The following is an 18,208-nucleotide window of genomic DNA, read 5'->3' as shown; positions in this document are numbered from 1 at the left end:
TTATACATGTTTAAATAAGAAAGCAATCAATCAGGAATAATATGAGTAAGGATTCCCTGAATTCCTCTTCTCTGAAGGGGTGGATTTTTGCAAGGCAAAAAGACGGGGTAGTTAAGAATCGGCTCTATCAAGGTGTAAACTTTCCACATCATACAAACAAAAAACCACTCCAATAAATTGAAGTGGTCTGTATGGTGAGAAAATCTCAGTTGCTTAAATTAAGCTTCTTCAGATTTAACTTCTTCCTTTTTAGCAGCAGGAGCAGCTACAACTGGAGCGTCAGATACGATATCGAATTCGAAATTGTACTCAACGTTTCTGTGTAATCTGATGTTTGCTGTTACTTTACCAGTTCTCTTAATAGTGTTCCCTGGGATTTTGATGTATTTCTTCTCTACAGAAACTCCAGCTTTAGCTAGAGCAGCAGAAAGATCTGCATTGTTGATAGATCCGAATAATTTATCACCAGAACCTACTTTTGCAGGAATAGTGATAGAAGTTTTCTTCAATTGATCTACTACAGCGTTTGCAGCAGCGATTAATTTAGCTTCTTCTTCTTTTCTAGCTTCTAAAGTAGCTTCTAGAGCTGCTTTGTTTTTAGGTGTAGCTAAAAGAGCGATTCCTTTAGGAAGTAAGAAGTTTCTAGCATAACCAGGCTTTACGCTTACTGTATCAAACTCAAGTCCTAAGTTTTCTACGTCTTGTTTTAGGATGATATCCATTGTTGTTGTCCTTTTTTTAGATTTTAGAGTGATCTAAAATCAAGTTAGAATTAATTATTTATTCAGCAACAAAAGAAGAGGTTGCCCTCTTCTTTTATTTATTTTTTGTCTTATTTCAATAAGTCAGCTACGTAAGGTAGTAAAGAAAGGTGTCTTGCTCTTTTGATAGCAGCAGAAACTTTTCTCTGGTACTTTAAAGAAGTTCCAGTGTATCTTCTTGGTAAAATTTTACCTTGCTCGTTTACAAATTGTAATAAGAAGTCAGCATCTTTGTAATCTACGTGCTTAATTCCGTATTTTTTGAATCTACAATATTTCTTTTCAGATTTTGTATTGATATCAAGTGGAGTAAGGAATTTTACTTCTGATTCTCCTCCAGCTGAGGCTTGTTTAGCCATTTCATCTATTGCCATGTCTTGTCTTTTTAAAAAATAGGGTTAATAATTAAGCTTTAGCCGCTTTTACTTTAGTTCTTCTAGTTATAGCGTACTCAACAGCATGCTTGTCAAGTTTTGTAGTAAGGTAACGGATTACTCTTTCGTCACGCTTAAATGCTAATTCTAAATCAGCTACTACAGTACCTTCTCCTTTGAATTCGATTAGAGTATAGAACCCATTCTTTTTCAATTGGATAGGGTAAGCTAATTTTTTTAGTCCCCAGTTTTCTTTAGCAACGATTTCGCAGTTCTTTTCTTTGATAAGATCTACATACTTGTTCACTGCTTCCTCTACCTGTGACTCAGATAGAACGGGAGTTAAAATGAAAACAGTTTCGTAATTGTTCATAATGTTAAATGAATTTGTTAATTATTTCGAGGTGCAAAATTAGAGAATATATTTCTTATATGCAAGAGGATTCGTGAAATAGTTGAGTGCTGATGGTCTGGAGTTTAAAGTTTAATGTTTTGAGGGTATTGCTTAAGGTTATATTTAAAAGCTATTTTTAATAATATACTTTTAAAAGCCATCAACCTTCAGCTGAGCATTCTCCAACTAATCCTTCTGTCTCAATTCTGTCAGGAAATTCACCTTCAATACATCATACAATGAATGTCTGCTTACTAAAATAGAGGCAATAGAAGAAACCATTCCCGCCAGCATCAGGTGGAAGATCAATGAGTGTCTGTCGGTCATTTCCAGAACGATAATAGCCGAAGTAAACGGCGCTCTGGTAATTCCTGTAAGAAAAGCTACCATTCCCGCCAGAATAACGACATTGGTTTCGTTGGGAGACAAATGAATTGCCCCTGAAATAACAGAGCCAATACTTGCTCCTGCAGTGAGAGCAGGGGCAAAAATTCCACCTGCACCCCCGGAAGTAAAAGAAAGGGCAGGGCCAAGCATTCTCAGAATCGGAACATACCAGTCTTCATGCTTATCTTTTGTGAAAAGAACCCGCTCCATAATTTCTTTTCCGGAGCCCAGAATTTCCCTGTTGATGAAATAAGCAATTGAAGCTATAATTAAAGCACAAATGATCAGGAATATCACATTGGCTTTATCGGTTTTCAGTGTATTCTTTTTCCAGCTGTTTATTTTAAGCATAGCAACAGAAAGCTGACTGGCGAGAATACCTGCAGTTGCAGCAACAAGTACAATCGGGAACATTACCATTAAAGAAACATCATTCGTCTTCGGGTATCCCAGGTATAAATAAGATCCAGCCAGTGTTTGCGCTGTAAGGCCGGCAATAATTACCGCTGTAAACAAAGCTGTTTTAAAATAATTGATATGGGTTTTTGATAGTTCTTCCACAGCGAAAACAATACCGCCCAAAGGAGTGTTGAATGCTGCTGCAAGTCCGGCGGCAGCTCCTGTCATAATCATATTTTTCTTGGAAATCTTCGGCCACCATTCGGGAAGATATTCGTTGACTTTTCTGAAAACAGAACCCGCAATCTGAATGGTAGGTCCTTCGCGTCCTACAGCGCCTCCTCCGATAACCAGAATGACAGAGGACAGAATTTTGAAAAAAATAATTTTAATACTCAGAAGATTTCTGATCTTGCGGTGTTCTTTCGGGTTGGCGAGTTCTACTGCAGCCATTACCTGTGGAATGCCGCTTCCTTTGGCATTGGGAGCAAATTCTTTTACCAGCCACCAGGAAAGTACAAATCCTATGGGTGCAATGATGAAAATCATCCACGCATGCCAGTCAAAAATAAAATTCATGAGATGTTCACCCCAGGCAAACACCTGCGCATACATGACGGCAAAAAAACCTGTAATCACAGAACCTATCCAAAAAGGAATGGCCTGAAGCAGGTTGTACTTCAGCTGTTCGTTCCGGATATTGTCAAAGGAATTTTTGATAGATTTCCGTATCAGGATGAAAATTTTCAGCATTTGTCTGTTTTGTGGGATGAAATTACGGTAAAATTTCGGAAATTATATTTCGTTTAAAAACTTTGAGATGATTTCAGCGTTTCCAATCGTAAGTATTTCCGGTAAACCGAAGCTTAAAATATTATTTTTCACTTCAAGTTTAAAGTTTTCATTCGGAAAAGTTTTTATAGATGCTTTTCTTTTAGGGGTTAGAAAATTCATGGTTTTAAATTGATCACTTCCTAAAACATAGAAGTCTTTAAAATCATGATCTTTAAAATTGATATTAAAACTGCTGAAGATCCCTGCAATCTTATCCATTAATCTCTTCCTGTTGATGGAAATATACCCAAAATCTTCTTCAAGTTTTTTTAATCCCCAAAGTTGAATGGTGTCAAATTTACGACCTAGACGACCTCCTCTTGATGTAACCCCAACTTTACTGACAACAAAAAGGTAGAAAGAACTGTTATTATTTCTGTCTTTTACCCGGTAACAGATTTGAGGGATGAATAGTGGATACATAGCATGTGAACTGAATTGCTCATAAGGAGAGTCTTCAATATCAATCACTGAAATATCATAATCTATAGAAAGCTGATCGTAAACTTCAGTAATGAGTTTTTCATCCTGCTCAGTGAAGGCAGAAAATTTTGTCATGTCATCCTTTCTGTAATCCAGATCCATTATTGAATATTTATTTGTTTAAAAATAATGCTAATAAATCTAATTTCAAAATAAGTTGTGATAATGTGTAATTGTGTTTATTTTATTGATGATTTGATAAATAAATATCTTTTTATTTGATTATTTATAATTGATATTTTATGTTGTTTAATCTTTTGATATTCTGTAAAGTTTGACTGCTAAAAACAAAAAAACCTCCGATTAGATCGAAGGTTTAGTATTTAAAATCAGCAAAATTACTTATTGCTAATTATTCATTACTTATATTTCTGTATTCAGATCCCAGTTTTGAAGGTAATCGTGAACATGCTTCAGCATCATTCCTCCTAAAGAACCGTCTACTACTCTGTGGTCATAAGAGTGAGACATGAACATTAAGTTTCTGATTGCAATCACATCACCATCAGCTGTTTCAAGAACAGCAGGTTTCTTAACGATAGCTCCGATTGCTAAAATAGCTACCTGAGGCTGAGGAATGATAGGAGTTCCCATAAGGTTTCCGAAGCTTCCTACGTTAGAAATTGTATAAGTGGCACCCTGAGTGTCTTCTGGTCTTAATTTCTTATTTCTTGCTCTGTATGCCAGGTCATTGATTGCTTTTGCAAGACCTGAAAGTGATAGCTGATCAGCATTCTTGATAACAGGAACAATAAGGTTTCCGTCCGGAAGGGCAGTCGCCATACCAATGTTGATGTTTTTCTTTTTGATGATGTTTTCACCATTGATAGAAACATTGATCATTGGGAAATCCTGGATTGCTTTCACTACAGCTTTTACGAAAATCGGCATGAAAGTCAATTTCTCACCTTCGCGCTTTTCAAATACTGCTTTGTTTTTATTTCTCCATTTCACAACGTTGGTAACGTCTGTTTCGATGAAAGAAGTAACGTGTGGAGCTATTTGTTTTGCTTTTACCATGTTTTCAGCGATGATCTTTCTCATTCTGTCCATTGGAATGATCTCATCACCTGCATTTACAGGGATCGTAGCTGCCGGAGCAGATACTGCTGGTTTTGGAGTAGATGCTGCCTGTACCGGAGCAGCCTGCTGAACTGGCTGGCTTCCTCTGTTGGCAACATATGCCAATATATCTTCTTTTGTGATTCTTCCTTCTAAACCGCTTCCTTTGATGGATTTCAGTTCAGTTTCAGAAATTTTTTCCTGTTGTGCGATAGATTTTACAAGTGGAGATAAATAAAGGTCTCCTGAGAATTCTACGCTTGAAGCAATTGTTGTTTGTAAAGGCTCTTCAATCGCTTTTAAAGTGTCTGCATCCGGAGTAGCTGCCGGAGTTTCAGTTTTTACTTCTTCTGAAGCTGCGCCTTCTCCTTCAATTTCTAAAATAGCAATGGCTTCACCTACTTTTGCAACTTCATCTTTTTGCTTTAAAATTTTTACGATTTTCCCCGAAACTGGTGTCGGAACGTCTGAATCTACTTTATCTGTTGCAATTTCTACTACGGAGTCATCCTCCTTTACGTTATCACCCTCATTGAATAACCAAGTGATAATTGTCGCTTCCATAACACCTTCTCCCATGGAAGGAAGCAATAATTTGTATTCTGCCATTTTTGATTTTTAGATTTTGACAAATATATAAAAAAAATCGGTTTTTTTATGAAATATATAATCTTAGCTGAATTCAATATAAATATTTTCGCCTACATTCAATCCAAACAGGCTTTTGGCGCCGTTTTTCTTGCTTCCTTTGTAGATGGTAAGCTCCAATAATTGACTATCATTGAAAATAGCAGCCGACTGCCCATGAAATTCGGTCTCCCTTTCCCAATCTGAAACAAGCTCCGTATGGCTGGAAAATATCCTTGAAAGACTTAAATTCCTGAATTTTATGGTGAAATTGTCATAGCCTTTACTAATGTTTTCGAAAAAATCTTTGTTGATATTTGAGATTATATTTCCGAAATTATCAATATAGGTCACTTCGCCAATAACCATGCCCTCAGATTCATTATAAACCGCTCTTGGGAACATCAGCTGTTTGGCTGTACTTATTTTTCGTCCTATTACTTCAGGCAGTCCGCCATTGGCAAGATGTACTGCTGCAGGAACAAAGATGTCTGTAGAAGTAAAATCGATGATGTCATCAAAACGATTATTTAGCGTAAGCTCATAGATCGCTTCGGGTTTAATATCGAAAAATATAAGGCTTAAAAGACCATTGTCTGCCGCCAGAAAGTAGGATCCATCAGCTTTATAAATGATATTCTTTCTTGATTTGTTGTAAAAGCTGTCCACAGAAATGATGTGAATGCTTCCTTTTGGAAAATATTTATAAGCATTTCTTACAATATACGAAGTCTGTATAAGGTTGAATGCCTGGATGTCGTGGGTTATATCAACAATATTAACCTCAGGGTTTAGAGACAGAATTTTGCCTTTCACAGCGGCAACTCTGTAATCTAAATTTCCGAAATCCGAAGTAAGGGTAATAATTGACATGAGCAATTTATAGAATAGTGTAGTATTGCAAAGTTATTTAAAATAAAAAGAAAGCCCGAAAGATTGTTGAAAAGAATTTGATAAAAATTTGAAAAAAAGCTTTAATTTTAAAATCTAAAAATAAAAATACTGCATGTTTGAATTGACATATGATTTGGAAGATATCGATGCGAAAATCTTCTATGGAGTTAATAACCAATATTTCAACTTATTAAAATCAAGCTTTCCAACCATTAAAATTACAGGAAGAGATCATTTCATCTTTGCCATGGGAAATAAGGAAGCTTTAGACATACTAAAACAAAAGCTGGAGGATATTGTCAGTTTTATCTCAAAAAATAATTCAATAGGACTGAAAGACGTTGAAAATATATTGAATATTAAAGATGAAAACGAGAAACAACTGGTTTTCGATCAGGATATTATTGTAAAAGGAGTAAACGGAAAAGTCATTAAGGCTAAAACAACCAATCTTAAAAAACTGGTAAAAGAAACGGAGAAAAAGGATATGGTTTTCGCCATTGGTCCTGCCGGAACCGGAAAGACATATACCAGTGTGGCATTGGCTGCAAGAGCTCTAAGAGATAAAGAGGTGAAAAGAATTGTCCTGACCAGGCCAGCTGTAGAAGCAGGAGAGAGTCTGGGATTCCTTCCTGGTGACCTTAAAGAAAAGCTGGATCCTTATTTACAGCCTTTATATGATGCGCTTCGTGATATGATTCCTCATGAGAAACTGGAAGGATTCATGGAGAAAAAAGTGATTGAGGTGGCACCATTGGCTTTCATGAGAGGAAGAACGCTGGATGATGCTTTTGTAATTTTAGATGAAGCCCAGAATACGACCCATTCTCAGATGAAAATGTTTTTAACCAGAATGGGAATGAATGCGAAATTTATTATCACAGGAGATCCTACCCAGGTAGATTTGCCACCAAAACAACAATCCGGATTAAGAGAAGCCATGAGAATTCTGAAGGATGTAAAAGAAATAGGATTTGTACACTTAACGGAAGAAGATGTTGTGCGACACCCTGTGGTAAAGAAAATTATTATTGCCTATAACGACGAAGATAAAAGGCAGAGAAACGATTAATTTTTTGTTGCCAGAAAGTTACATTTAGGTAAAATTTAAAATGTATCCGATCAATCCTGAAAAATTGGGAATATATTCGCAGGAAATTTTAAACTTAACCATGAAAAAACTTTTATCGGCCGCATTAATTTCTTTAATAGGAATAAGCTTAAATGCTCAAAAAAATACAGTCGGGATCAGAGCCGGAGTTGGACGTTCTACTTTAAAGACGGACTACGCCGATTCTGATTTCGATTTTTCATCTAAAGGCATGATAACGGCACATGTTGCTATCTTCCTCGAACATAAATTAAATCAGAATTTTGCTTTACAAGCCGAGTTGGGATTTGCGAGAGCTGGCGGAAGAAATAGCTGGGGGTACCAAGAAGATGAATTTAGTGATTATACTATTGTAAATGCTATTTCTCTTGGAAAACTAAATATTCCTTTGATGGCTAAATATTATTTCAATGACAAATTTAATGTTAATGCAGGCGTCAATATGGCTTTTGTTGTAGCAGCAGAAAGCAAATACAGAACCAATGGTAAAGACGGATTTGAATTATATCTAAACTTATTGAGAGAGACTGAGGATATTAAGAAAAAAGTAAAAGTCTTTGAAGTAAACCCTTTCTTGGGAGTAGAATTTCATTTGAGTAAAAAAATATTCATAGATGGGCGTTATATCTTCGGAGTATCTGATATTGCAAAAAATAGTAATGGAGAGGGGTATAATACGCTTAAAAGCAGCTCACTTCAGATTGGGATAGGTTTTAAATTTAATAAATTAAGTTTTTAAGGTTAAAAATTAAAATATTATATTTTTCTTAATTCCAGTAATAAAAAGCGTTACAATTTTCATATTTGAAAAAAAAGACTATTTTTGCCACCTATTTAATTTAAAAAACTAACTAAACATGAAAAAACTTCTACTTGTTGCAGCGGTCGCTGTTATGGGAATTTCTGCAAACGCACAAGAATTTCGATTTGGTCCAAAAGCTGGTTTCGCAATGTCAACTATTAAATTGGACGATAAGCAGGATGATCTTGAGGGGAGAAAAATGTCTCCGAAATATACCTTCTATATTGGTGGGATGGCTGAGTACAAATTCAATGATAACTTTGCTGTTCAGGGAGAGGTTCTATACTCACCACTGGGAGCTAAAGAAAAAATAGATGGAGTAAATGCCGGAGGGGTGTATTTTGGTGAATCAACTAAAATTACTTTTGGGACTCTTTTAGTTCCGGTTTCTGCAAAATACTTTATTACGGAAGGTTTCTCTGTAGCAGCAGGTCTTAATGTAGGGATTATTCTTACCGCTAAACAAAAAACAGTTATTGGTTCAGATTTTCTTGATATAGAAGTGGAAGGAGATACTGGTGAAGTAGATATTAAAAAAGATATCAAGTCACTAAACCTTGCACCTTTCTTAGGAGTAGAGTACATGCTTGAAAACGGACTTTTCTTTGATGCGAGATACAGTTTAGGAGTATCTAACCTATCTAATGACAACAGCGGAGGTACTGTAAAAAACAGCTTTGCTCAGCTAGGTGTAGGTTTCAAATTCGGAGGAAACTAATTCGGAAAACCTTATTTAGAAATAATAAAAAGCAGGACAATTTTTGTCCTGCTTTTTTTCGTTATACTGACATCAGAGGCCGATGTCATCCCTATAATAGAAATAATTAGTACTTTTGCGGGGTAATTTAAAGCTACTAAAAAAATGAAAAAACTATTATTACTAGGTGCTTTTGCACTTTTAGGAGGTGCTGCTCAAGCGCAGGAAGGTTTTAAAATTGGCGGACATATTGGTGTTCCTGTGTCTGATGCAAGTGATGTATCTTCATTTACATTAGGAGTAGATGCAGCTTATATGTGGAATATCGCTAAAGGTCTTGACCTTGGGGTAACAACAGGATATTCTCACTTCTTCGGAAAAGATCACTTTGATGATTTCGGTTTTATTCCTGTAGCTGTTTCCGGGAAATATAAATTTAAAGGAGCTCCTATCTTTGTAGGATTGGATCTGGGATATGGTATTTCTACTAAAGATGGAGTAGATGGTGGTTTCTATGCACAGCCTAAATTTGGATATCAAATGTCTAAAGGAGAATTGTATCTCGGATACCAGTCAATCAGCAACAAGCGTGACCTGCCAGGTTGGGGACGCTACAGCTGGAATGTAGGAGCTGTTAACATTGGTTATAATTTCTTTTTGAAATAAGAAAGCAATTGTATATTGAAACTCCGGCCGAAGGCCGGAGTTTTTTTATAAGATATAAGCGGTTTGTACGGATCTTTTATCAGAAATTTTTGAAATAATGACCTTACAGCGATCAGGAAAAGGTGAAAATAACCTTAATTTATAAACAATTGTTTAAATTTTAAGAGTTAATAACTTTAAAATTAGTACTTTAGGTTAATTAATTTAGAGTTTTTCCAGAATCCATGGGGTTTTAGAAAAAAAGTGAAAATTTTAAAAAGTAAACATATTGGCCTCATGTTAATAAAATGGAGTTTTTTTATTCATAATATTGTGAAAAACTCAATAACCCCTCTTAACTATGATTTTTTTTTACAAAACGCTAAATTTTAACAATGATATTAATCACATTAACAAATTTTAATATTACTGGGGACCACTGTAAATTTGCCCTCAGAAAGTATTAAAATTTTTTAAAATGAAAAAAATATTATTAGCGGGTGCAGTTGCACTTTTTGGTTTATCAAACGCTCAGATTGCTAAAGGAACTACATATTTATCAGGATCTGTTGGTTATTCTCAAGTAGAATCTAACAACGGTAACGATAAAAAAGAAAACTTCAACGTATTACCTACAGTTGGATATTTCGTAAACACTAACTTAGCAATTGGATTAGGAGTTGGTTACCAAACTGAAAAAAACACCCTAACTACAACTACAACTTTAGGAAACACTACAATCGTAAACGAAGGTGTTGTTAAAACTCCTGCTTTTGTTGTTGCTCCATTCGTAAGAAAATACTGGACTTTATCTGACAAGTTATATTTCTTCGGACAATTAGCAGTGCCAATGCAGTTTGGTAAAACTGAAACTGAAAACAGTTCTGTAGCTACTAACGGAAATACAGTTGTTACAAACTCTACTTCTACTGAAGCTAAATACACTAAAATTGGTGTTACTGTGAAGCCAGGTTTAGATTATTTCTTAAACAAGAACTGGTCTATCGAAGCTACTATCGGTGAGTTCGGTTATAGCAACTACAAGCCAAAAGATGGTGATGCTACAAACAACTATAACTTCGGATTGAATTTATCTTCTGTAACTTTCGGAGTTAAATATGTATTTGCAAAATAATAAACAAAGCATATAGCAAGAAAGCCCTGAGGAACTCTTAGGGCTTTTTTTTATAAAAAAACTAATATAATAATCATGAAAAAAATCGCATTGATGGGCGCTGTCGCGCTTTTCGGTTTATCAAACGCGCAGATCGCTAAAGGAACTTCTTATCTTTCAGGACAGGTAGGGTATTTTCACAATGAAAGTCATGAGTCCGCATTCAAAAGAAAAGACGATATTATCAGAATTCTTCCTACAGCAGGTTACTTCGTTACTACCAATTTAGCCGTAGGATTAGGAATAGGGTATAAGAGTGCTGTCACAAAAAACAACATAGGAAATGATAATCTGGGTAATGTGGTGCAGACTAAAGATACAGATAACGCATTTGTAGTCGTTCCATTCGTAAGAAAATACTGGACTTTATCTGACAAATTATTTATCTTCGGACAACTGCAGGTTCCTGTAGAATTTGGTAAGGAAAAACTGGATGCAAACAGTTATATTTACTCGGGAGATCCTTTCCTTGATCCTTCTTCTTCAAGAAAAAATAGCTATACCAATGTAGGCGTTAATATCAGACCGGGTCTGGATTATTTCATAAGCAAAAACTGGTCAGTAGAAGCTACTATTGGTGAGTTTGGATATAATAGTTACAAAAGAGATATTGACGGAGCCAGAAGAGCAGGTGATTATAAAGTAGGAATCAGCTTAGCTTCTGTAACTCTTGGAGTTAAATATGTATTCGTGAAAAATAAATAAAGTATACAAACGGGTCCTGAGAGTTAATCTCAGGACTTTTTTTATCCAAAACTATTTAAATACAAGATAATCATGAAAAAAATCTTACTAGCGTCTGCAATCGCTTTATTTGCAGGTTTAAATGCACAGACTACGTTTGGTGTAAAAGCGGGTTACGCTTTATCAAAACTGAACTCTAATGAAAATGATGTTGAGTTTGGAGGAATTGAAGGAGGTTTAAAATCCAAGTCTGGGTTTTATGTTGGAGGATTGGTTGAACATAAATTCAATAATAAGTTTGCTGTTCAGGGAGAGCTGGAATATGCTAATCTTGGAGGAAAGGCAGAGGTTGCATTACCTGGCATTACAGTAACTGAAAAGATGAACCTGAACAGAATTATAATTCCTGTATCTGCAAGATATTATGCAACACCTGAACTTGGAATTTATGCAGGTCCATATGTGAGTTTTAGGACCAATAACAAAGTGAAATTTGAAATGAGCGGTCCTAATGCGGTTATGACAAACCCCGCGGGAATCAAAGAAGGAGAGAGGTATGTAGAAAAGTTCCTTGATGACTCTTTAAAATCTACAGATTTTGGTTTATTCCTAGGAGCTGATTATAATATTCATAAAGGATTATTTGTAGATGCACGCTACAGTTTTGGTCTTACGAATATGATTAAAAATCCTGTAGATGGAGAAACATTAAAAATGAATTTCTTTCAGTTAGGAATAGGGTATAAGTTTAAATAAACAGATCTTCCTATATAAATAAAAAAACTCTCAGAAATTCTGAGAGTTTTTTTATGAATGATTTTGTCTTTTTTATTTTCCCATTCCGCCCATTCCAGGCATATTTGGCATTTTGCTCATCATCTGCATCATCTGCTTTCCTTGAGGCCCCTGCATCATCTTCATCATTTTACCCATTTGATCGAATTGTTTCATCAGTTGATTCACATCTTCTACTTTTCTTCCGGCACCTTTAGCAATTCTTCCTTTTCTCTGCGTATTGATGATAGAAGGTCTTCTTCTTTCTTCAGGAGTCATAGAGTAGATAATCGCTTCAATGTGCTTGAATGCATCATCACTGATTTCTACATCTTTGATCGCTTTTCCAACGCCGGGAATCATTCCCATCAAGTCTTTCATGTTACCCATCTTCTTGATCTGGTTGATCTGCTTTAGGAAATCATCAAAACCGAATTCGTTTTTAGCGATTTTTTTGTGAAGTTTTTTAGCTTCTTCTTCGTCAAACTGCTCCTGAGCTCTTTCTACTAAGGAAACAACGTCTCCCATTCCCAGGATTCTGTCTGCCATCCTTTCCGGGTAGAAAAGATCTAAAGCTTCCATTTTTTCTCCTGTAGAGATGAATTTGATTGGTTTTTCAACAACAGAACGAATCGTTAAAGCTGCTCCACCACGGGTATCACCATCTAATTTTGTTAAAACAACCCCATCAAAGTTCAAAGCATCATTGAATGCTTTAGCCGTATTCACAGCATCCTGACCTGTCATTGAGTCAACAACGAATAACGTTTCATCCGGCTTAATGAAGTAATGAACAGATTTAATTTCGTTCATCATCTGCTCATCAATTGCCAAACGACCTGCTGTATCCACAATCACAACATCATGACCGTTTGATTTTGCAAAACTAATTGCGTTTTCAGCAATCGTAGAAGGATTTGTAGAACCTTCTTCTGTGAAAACAGGAACCCCGATTTGTCCACCCAAAACTTTTAGCTGGTCAATTGCAGCAGGACGGTAAACGTCACAAGCTACCAATAGAGGTTTTTTATTTCTTTTTGTTTGTAAATAATTAGCAAGCTTTCCTGAGAATGTAGTCTTACCAGAACCCTGAAGACCTGCAATAAGGATTACTGAAGGCTTTCCTGAAAGATTGATTCCCTCCTGAGAACCTCCCATCAGGTCTACCAATTCATCATGAACGATTTTCGTCATCAGCTGTCCAGGAGTAAGGGAAGTAAGAACGTTCTCTCCTAATGCTTTATCCTGAACTCTTTTAGTAAGATCTTTTGCAACTTTATAGTTAACGTCGGCATCTACCAATGCTCTACGGATCTCCTTTACGGTTTCCGCTACATTGATTTCGGTAATTTTTCCTCTACCGGAAATATTATGTAATGCCTTGTCTAATTTATCCTGTAAACTATTAAACATATTGATTGTAAATTATAGGTTTGCAAAAATAAGGAATTTTTAGCATATCTAAAGTGTTCGGGACGTAATATTATATAGATAAGAAAAAATGATATATATCAAATCTTATCATAATACGATAGAAAAAGTCTATTTTTGCGGTCAATTAAAATTTAGAATGAAAATCAATCCCAATATTCTTGTTGTCATTTTATTCTTTCTGACGTTCCTGGTGCATTTTTCTCTTTGGAAATTTGTTTTTCACCTGGATGAGATCGTGATCATTAAATTTTATCTTTTTCTAAGTGTCATGTTTATGATGATGATCACTATGATTATCTTAATCAATAGAGTGGTGCCGGAATTTTTAGGATTGTCTGTCATTGGTTTGATTCTTTTAAAATTCGGTTTGATGTACTTAATCAGAAAAAAACTGAACTTTGAAGTGATTCCAGGCTATAAATTTCATTTCATTATACCTTATTTTATCCTGACAGCACTACTTACATACTATGCCATCAAGCTGATTAATCATGATAAAAAACAGTAAAATAATTTATTGAAACTAGAAAAAATATCATATTTTTGCACAACGAAAAAAACCTATCAATGTTTAAGAAATTCGCAGTTTTATTCTACAGTATTTTTGTATTAAACTTAGTGTCTGCACAGCACGGCGAGGCTACTGCTGGGGCAGCTCCTGCTCAAGAGCTTTCAGAGAAAGATAAAGTGAGCAAAGAAAACAAAGAGTTCATCGATCATCACTTGTTGGATGCACATGATTTCACATTGATGGTTGATAAAGACGGTCACCACATCGGTTTCCCTCTTCCTGTTATTGTATATGACAACGGTTTTCACTCTTTCATGAGTAACAAAGAAGGGTTTATGCATGGAGAGCCTACTGAAGTAGATGGAGCTTACTATGTATTACACCATGAGAAAATCTATAAGACTGATGCTGCTGGAACTATAACTCTTGATGATCACGGTCACCCAACAAACGTAAAGCCTTTAGATCTTTCTATTACAAAGAGTGTGCTGATGATTTTATTAGTATCAATCTTTATGTTAGTTTTATTCGGAGGAATGGCTAGATCTTATAAAAAATCAGTTGTTCCTACAGGTGCAGCAAGATTTTTAGAGCCGCTAATCGTTTTTGTAAGAGATGAAGTTGCTATTCCAAACATCGGGCATAAGTATAAGAGATTTATGGGTTATTTATTAACTGTATTCTTCTTTATTCTTTTCCTTAACGTTTTAGGATTAATGCCTTTCGGAATCAATGTTACAGGTAATATTACAATGACATTCTTCCTTGCAATCCTTACGTATTTGATTACAACATTCTCAGCTAACAAAGATTACTGGAAACACATCTTCTGGATGCCGGGAGTACCAGTTCCAATGAAACTGATTATGCTTCCTATCGAATTATTAGGAACAATCACGAAGCCATTCGCATTGATGATCCGTCTTTTTGCCAACATGACTGCAGGTCACATCGTAGTAATGAGTTTGATCGGGTTGATCTATGTGTTTAAGAATGTTATTGCAGGTGTTGCATTCCCGTTCCTTACATTGGTAATTTATTTACTGGAAGTTTTAGTAGCATTCTTACAGGCTTATATCTTCACGATGTTATCCGCTTTGTTTATCGGAATGGCTGTACAGGAGCACGAGCACGAACATCATGCTGCTCACTAATTGAAATTGTAAATTAAAGTAAAACAAATTTTTTAAAATTATATATTATGGAAATCCCTAAAATTGTAGGTGCTGGTATCGTAGTACTAGGTGTAGGTATCGGTCTTGGTAAAATCGGAGCTGCTGCTCTTGAAGCTATCGCTAGACAACCTGAGCAATCTGGAAAAATCCAAACTGCGATGCTTATCGCAGCTGCACTTGTAGAAGGTGTTGCATTTGCTGCTCTATTCGCAGTAAACTAATTAAAATCAGACCATTATCTGTGACGGTTGGTTACAGGTAATGGTTCTTTAAAAAAGTAATAATTATTTATACATTTATATAATGGAATTAATTCATCAGTTTTCGTCAGGATTATTTATTATCCAGTCTGTTATTTTTCTAGCATTATTATTTTTGTTAGGTAAATTCGCTTGGAAACCTATTTTAACGTCTATCAATGACAGAGAAACATCTATCGTTGACGCTCTTAATCAAGCTAAATTAGCTAGAAAAGAAATGGAAACTTTAAAAGAGGATAACGAAAGAATCATTCGTGAAGCTAAAATAGAAAGAGATGCTATCCTTAAAGAAGCTAGAGAAATTAAAGACAGAATCGTAGGGGAAGCTAAAGATGTTGCTAAAACGGAAGGAGACAGAATGATCGAAGCTGCTAAACAGACTATCAATGCTGAGAAAAATGCTGCTATGGCAGATATCAAAACTCAAATTGGTACTTTATCTGTGAACATTGCTGAGTCTATCTTGAAACAAAAATTAGACAACAGCGAAGCTCAAAACGAATTAGTTCAAAATTATTTAAACAAATCAAACCTTAACTAAGAATGCTTACATCTAAAGTAGCTAAAAGATACGCACAAGGTTTACTTGATTTCACAAATGAGTCAGGTCAAACGGCTACTGTATTTTCTGAAATGAAAGATGTAGTAAAGATCATGAAAGAGTCTGCGGACTTAAATAAATTCTTCATGACTCCTTATATCGATTCTAAAAAGAAAATAGAAGTAGCAAACGAAATTTTCAAAGGTTTATCTGTCTCTTCTCAAAATCTGATCAGATTGGTGATTAAGCACGGACGTGAAACCCAATTGAAAAATATCGCTCAGGAATTCATCAATAAAGTAGAAGACCTTAGCGGTGTACAGAGAGTAACACTTACTACAGCAACTCCTCTTTCAAAAGAGAACCTTGATCAGATTTTAAGATCTACAAATCTTGTAAACGCTGATTCAAACTTTGATCTGAAAGTAAATGTGAAACCTGAAATTCTTGGAGGATATGTTCTAAGAGTAGGTGACCAGCAGGTAGACGCGTCTGTGAAGACAAAATTGAACCAAGTTAAAAAAGATTTCCAATTAAATTAAGAAAAACAACCATACAATGGCAGAAATAAATCCGGCAGAAGTATCTGCGATCTTAAAACAGCAATTGGCCAACTTCGATACTCAATCCAACGTTGAGGAAGTAGGTACAGTTTTAACCATCGGTGATGGTATTGCTCGTGTATACGGGTTAGAAAACGTACAATACGGAGAGTTGGTGAAATTTTCTAGTGATGTAGAAGGTATTGTACTTAACCTTGAAGAAGACAACGTAGGTGTTGCTTTACTTGGTGAAAGTAAATTAGTAAAAGAAGGTGATACAGTAAGAAGAACAAACAGAATCTCTTCTATCAAAGTAGGAGAAGGTATGTTAGGAAGAGTAGTAGATACTCTTGGTAACCCTATCGATGGTAAAGGTCCTATTACTGGGGATTTATACGAAATGCCATTAGAAAGAAAAGCTCCTGGAGTTATCTTCAGACAGCCGGTAACTGAACCTTTACAGTCAGGTATCGTTGCAATTGATGCGATGATTCCTGTAGGAAGAGGACAGAGAGAGCTTATCATTGGTGACAGACAAACAGGTAAAACTACTGTTGCAATTGATACGATCATTAACCAAAGAGAATTTTTTGATGCAGGTAATCCTGTATATTGTATATATGTTGCAATTGGTCAGAAAGCTTCTACAGTAGCACAAATCGTTAAAACACTTTCTGATAAAGGAGCTTTAGCATATACTGTAATCGTTGCGGCTAATGCATCAGATCCAGTTCCAATGCAGGTATATTCTGCAATGGCAGGAGCTTCTATCGGTGAGTTCTTCAGAGACACTGGTAGACCAGCTTTGATCGTTTATGATGATTTATCTAAACAAGCTGTTGCTTACCGTGAGCTTTCTCTACTATTGAGAAGACCACCGGGCCGTGAAGCTTATCCTGGAGACGTTTTCTATCTTCACTCAAGATTATTGGAAAGAGCTGCAAAAGTTATCGCTGATGACAATATTGCTAGCCAGATGAATGATTTACCTGAGTCTTTAAGACCAATCGTAAAAGGAGGAGGTTCATTAACGGCACTTCCAATTATCGAAACTCAGGCTGGTGACGTTTCTGCATATATTCCTACCAACGTAATCTCTATTACAGACGGACAGATCTTCTTGGAGTCTGATCTATTCAACTCAGGGGTTCGTCCTGCGATCAACGTAGGGATCTCTGTATCGAGAGTAGGAGGTAATGCTCAGATCAAATCAATGAAAAAAGTTTCTGGTACATTGAAGTTAGACCAGGCTCAATATAAAGAACTTGAAGCGTTTGCTAAGTTTGGTTCTGACCTTGATGCTTCTACTTTAGCAGTTATTTCTAAAGGAGAAAGAAACGTAGAGATCCTTAAGCAGCCGGTAAATGCACCACTTCCTGTAGACAGTCAGGTAGCAATCGTATATGCTGGAACAGAAAACTTAATGAGAAACGTTCCTATCAGAAAGATCAAAGAATTCCAACATGAGTACATCGAATTCCTAAGATCTAAGCACCCTGATACGATGGCAGCTATTAAAGCAGGTAAAATCGATAACGATATTACAGCAGTTCTTAAGCAGGCAGCTAACGATTTAGCTTCTAAATATAACTAAAAATTAGTTGATGATTGTTGGTTGATAGTTGACAGAAATATCTAAAACT

Annotated in this window: 21 protein-coding genes; 13 read left to right on the top strand and 8 right to left on the bottom strand. The window is 35.8% G+C overall.

The window, feature by feature from the left end; genetic code table 11:
* Positions 1-218: 218 nt before the first annotated feature.
* The 7 genes from rplI to AC57AW_RS15210 all read right to left on the bottom strand — a co-directional run bounded on the left by rplI (position 219) and on the right by AC57AW_RS15210 (position 6,194).
* A complete protein-coding gene (rplI, locus tag AC57AW_RS15240) occupies positions 219-722 on the bottom strand; it encodes a 50S ribosomal protein L9 (RefSeq protein ID WP_236854552.1) in 504 nt (167 codons plus the stop codon).
* A 110-nt stretch (positions 723-832) separates the two neighbouring features.
* On the bottom strand, positions 833-1,135 hold the full coding sequence (gene rpsR, locus AC57AW_RS15235; RefSeq protein ID WP_034706728.1) for a 30S ribosomal protein S18: 303 nt from the start codon (positions 1,133-1,135) through the stop codon (positions 833-835).
* A gap of 31 nt (positions 1,136-1,166) precedes the next feature.
* A complete protein-coding gene (gene rpsF / locus AC57AW_RS15230) occupies positions 1,167-1,508 on the bottom strand; it encodes a 30S ribosomal protein S6 (RefSeq protein ID WP_496352563.1) in 342 nt (113 codons plus the stop codon).
* A 207-nt stretch (positions 1,509-1,715) separates the two neighbouring features.
* Positions 1,716-3,068: a chloride channel protein gene (locus AC57AW_RS15225; protein WP_496352562.1), complete on the bottom strand. Its 1,353-nt coding sequence runs from the start codon at positions 3,066-3,068 to the stop codon at positions 1,716-1,718.
* Between the two features lie 42 nt (positions 3,069-3,110).
* Positions 3,111-3,734, bottom strand: coding sequence for a hypothetical protein (locus AC57AW_RS15220; protein ID WP_496352561.1), 624 nt, complete (start codon positions 3,732-3,734; stop codon positions 3,111-3,113).
* A 261-nt stretch (positions 3,735-3,995) separates the two neighbouring features.
* The gene (locus tag AC57AW_RS15215; RefSeq protein ID WP_318845562.1) at positions 3,996-5,303 is read right to left on the bottom strand and encodes a dihydrolipoamide acetyltransferase family protein; all 1,308 of its coding nucleotides are present in this window, start codon (positions 5,301-5,303) and stop codon (positions 3,996-3,998) included.
* 63 nt (positions 5,304-5,366) lie between these two features.
* Positions 5,367-6,194: an SAM hydrolase/SAM-dependent halogenase family protein gene (locus AC57AW_RS15210; RefSeq protein WP_496352560.1), complete on the bottom strand. Its 828-nt coding sequence runs from the start codon at positions 6,192-6,194 to the stop codon at positions 5,367-5,369.
* Between the two features lie 133 nt (positions 6,195-6,327).
* Here AC57AW_RS15210 and AC57AW_RS15205 point away from each other — a divergent pair, with 133 nt between their 5' ends.
* From AC57AW_RS15205 to AC57AW_RS15175, 7 genes are all read left to right on the top strand, one after another.
* The gene (locus AC57AW_RS15205; RefSeq protein ID WP_318845564.1) at positions 6,328-7,287 is read left to right on the top strand and encodes a PhoH family protein; all 960 of its coding nucleotides are present in this window, start codon (positions 6,328-6,330) and stop codon (positions 7,285-7,287) included.
* 100 nt (positions 7,288-7,387) lie between these two features.
* A complete protein-coding gene (locus AC57AW_RS15200; protein ID WP_496352559.1) occupies positions 7,388-8,065 on the top strand; it encodes a porin family protein in 678 nt (225 codons plus the stop codon).
* Positions 8,066-8,183: 118 nt separating this feature from the next.
* Positions 8,184-8,846: a porin family protein gene (locus AC57AW_RS15195; RefSeq protein WP_496352558.1), complete on the top strand. Its 663-nt coding sequence runs from the start codon at positions 8,184-8,186 to the stop codon at positions 8,844-8,846.
* Positions 8,847-8,990: 144 nt separating this feature from the next.
* Positions 8,991-9,491, top strand: a complete 501-nt coding sequence (locus tag AC57AW_RS15190; RefSeq protein WP_496352557.1) for a hypothetical protein — start codon at positions 8,991-8,993, stop codon at positions 9,489-9,491.
* A gap of 457 nt (positions 9,492-9,948) precedes the next feature.
* Positions 9,949-10,605 carry an outer membrane beta-barrel protein gene (locus AC57AW_RS15185; RefSeq protein ID WP_413930255.1) on the top strand — a complete coding sequence of 219 codons (657 nt, stop codon included), beginning with the start codon at positions 9,949-9,951 and terminating at the stop codon, positions 10,603-10,605.
* A 75-nt stretch (positions 10,606-10,680) separates the two neighbouring features.
* Positions 10,681-11,349, top strand: coding sequence for an outer membrane beta-barrel protein (locus AC57AW_RS15180; protein ID WP_496352556.1), 669 nt, complete (start codon positions 10,681-10,683; stop codon positions 11,347-11,349).
* 72 nt (positions 11,350-11,421) lie between these two features.
* A complete protein-coding gene (locus AC57AW_RS15175) occupies positions 11,422-12,084 on the top strand; it encodes a porin family protein (protein WP_496352555.1) in 663 nt (220 codons plus the stop codon).
* Between the two features lie 72 nt (positions 12,085-12,156).
* On the opposite strand, the gene ffh is transcribed toward AC57AW_RS15175, so the two are convergent.
* Positions 12,157-13,515, bottom strand: a complete 1,359-nt coding sequence (gene ffh / locus AC57AW_RS15170; RefSeq protein ID WP_318845571.1) for a signal recognition particle protein — start codon at positions 13,513-13,515, stop codon at positions 12,157-12,159.
* A gap of 157 nt (positions 13,516-13,672) precedes the next feature.
* Here ffh and AC57AW_RS15165 point away from each other — a divergent pair, with 157 nt between their 5' ends.
* The 6 genes from AC57AW_RS15165 (at position 13,673) to atpA (ending at position 18,159) form a co-directional block, all read left to right on the top strand.
* Positions 13,673-14,044, top strand: a complete 372-nt coding sequence (locus AC57AW_RS15165; protein ID WP_318845572.1) for a hypothetical protein — start codon at positions 13,673-13,675, stop codon at positions 14,042-14,044.
* A 59-nt stretch (positions 14,045-14,103) separates the two neighbouring features.
* Complete coding sequence (gene atpB, locus AC57AW_RS15160) at positions 14,104-15,201, top strand: F0F1 ATP synthase subunit A (RefSeq protein ID WP_496352554.1); 1,098 nt, start codon at positions 14,104-14,106, stop codon at positions 15,199-15,201.
* A gap of 47 nt (positions 15,202-15,248) precedes the next feature.
* Positions 15,249-15,443 (top strand): ATP synthase F0 subunit C, encoded by a 195-nt coding sequence (gene atpE, locus AC57AW_RS15155; protein WP_002979108.1) that lies wholly within the window; start codon positions 15,249-15,251, stop codon positions 15,441-15,443.
* 82 nt (positions 15,444-15,525) lie between these two features.
* Positions 15,526-16,023: a F0F1 ATP synthase subunit B gene (locus AC57AW_RS15150; RefSeq protein ID WP_077416951.1), complete on the top strand. Its 498-nt coding sequence runs from the start codon at positions 15,526-15,528 to the stop codon at positions 16,021-16,023.
* A gap of 2 nt (positions 16,024-16,025) precedes the next feature.
* Positions 16,026-16,565: an ATP synthase F1 subunit delta gene (gene atpH / locus AC57AW_RS15145; RefSeq protein WP_105682137.1), complete on the top strand. Its 540-nt coding sequence runs from the start codon at positions 16,026-16,028 to the stop codon at positions 16,563-16,565.
* Between the two features lie 16 nt (positions 16,566-16,581).
* Positions 16,582-18,159, top strand: coding sequence for a F0F1 ATP synthase subunit alpha (gene atpA / locus AC57AW_RS15140; protein ID WP_318845574.1), 1,578 nt, complete (start codon positions 16,582-16,584; stop codon positions 18,157-18,159).
* The last annotated feature ends 49 nt before the right edge of the window (positions 18,160-18,208 follow it).

The organism is Chryseobacterium sp. BGA-UO-ETr-SB22 (assembly GCF_059567885.1).
This window is presented reverse-complemented; position numbering and strand designations above follow the sequence as displayed.

Coding starts and splice junctions, on each gene's coding strand:
- rplI (WP_236854552.1), bottom strand. CDS start 722: ATGGATATCATCCTAAAACAAGACGTAGAAAACTTAGGACTTGAGTTT.
- AC57AW_RS15225 (WP_496352562.1), bottom strand. CDS start 3,068: ATGCTGAAAATTTTCATCCTGATACGGAAATCTATCAAAAATTCCTTT.
- ffh (WP_318845571.1), bottom strand. CDS start 13,515: ATGTTTAATAGTTTACAGGATAAATTAGACAAGGCATTACATAATATT.
- AC57AW_RS15190 (WP_496352557.1), top strand. CDS start 8,991: ATGAAAAAACTATTATTACTAGGTGCTTTTGCACTTTTAGGAGGTGCT.
- rpsF (WP_496352563.1), bottom strand. CDS start 1,508: ATGAACAATTACGAAACTGTTTTCATTTTAACTCCCGTTCTATCTGAG.
- atpH (WP_105682137.1), top strand. CDS start 16,026: ATGCTTACATCTAAAGTAGCTAAAAGATACGCACAAGGTTTACTTGAT.
- rpsR (WP_034706728.1), bottom strand. CDS start 1,135: ATGGCAATAGATGAAATGGCTAAACAAGCCTCAGCTGGAGGAGAATCA.
- AC57AW_RS15200 (WP_496352559.1), top strand. CDS start 7,388: ATGAAAAAACTTTTATCGGCCGCATTAATTTCTTTAATAGGAATAAGC.
- atpA (WP_318845574.1), top strand. CDS start 16,582: ATGGCAGAAATAAATCCGGCAGAAGTATCTGCGATCTTAAAACAGCAA.
- AC57AW_RS15185 (WP_413930255.1), top strand. CDS start 9,949: ATGAAAAAAATATTATTAGCGGGTGCAGTTGCACTTTTTGGTTTATCA.
- AC57AW_RS15205 (WP_318845564.1), top strand. CDS start 6,328: ATGTTTGAATTGACATATGATTTGGAAGATATCGATGCGAAAATCTTC.
- AC57AW_RS15150 (WP_077416951.1), top strand. CDS start 15,526: ATGGAATTAATTCATCAGTTTTCGTCAGGATTATTTATTATCCAGTCT.
- atpB (WP_496352554.1), top strand. CDS start 14,104: ATGTTTAAGAAATTCGCAGTTTTATTCTACAGTATTTTTGTATTAAAC.
- AC57AW_RS15195 (WP_496352558.1), top strand. CDS start 8,184: ATGAAAAAACTTCTACTTGTTGCAGCGGTCGCTGTTATGGGAATTTCT.
- AC57AW_RS15180 (WP_496352556.1), top strand. CDS start 10,681: ATGAAAAAAATCGCATTGATGGGCGCTGTCGCGCTTTTCGGTTTATCA.
- AC57AW_RS15220 (WP_496352561.1), bottom strand. CDS start 3,734: ATGGATCTGGATTACAGAAAGGATGACATGACAAAATTTTCTGCCTTC.
- AC57AW_RS15215 (WP_318845562.1), bottom strand. CDS start 5,303: ATGGCAGAATACAAATTATTGCTTCCTTCCATGGGAGAAGGTGTTATG.
- AC57AW_RS15175 (WP_496352555.1), top strand. CDS start 11,422: ATGAAAAAAATCTTACTAGCGTCTGCAATCGCTTTATTTGCAGGTTTA.
- AC57AW_RS15165 (WP_318845572.1), top strand. CDS start 13,673: ATGAAAATCAATCCCAATATTCTTGTTGTCATTTTATTCTTTCTGACG.
- AC57AW_RS15210 (WP_496352560.1), bottom strand. CDS start 6,194: ATGTCAATTATTACCCTTACTTCGGATTTCGGAAATTTAGATTACAGA.
- atpE (WP_002979108.1), top strand. CDS start 15,249: ATGGAAATCCCTAAAATTGTAGGTGCTGGTATCGTAGTACTAGGTGTA.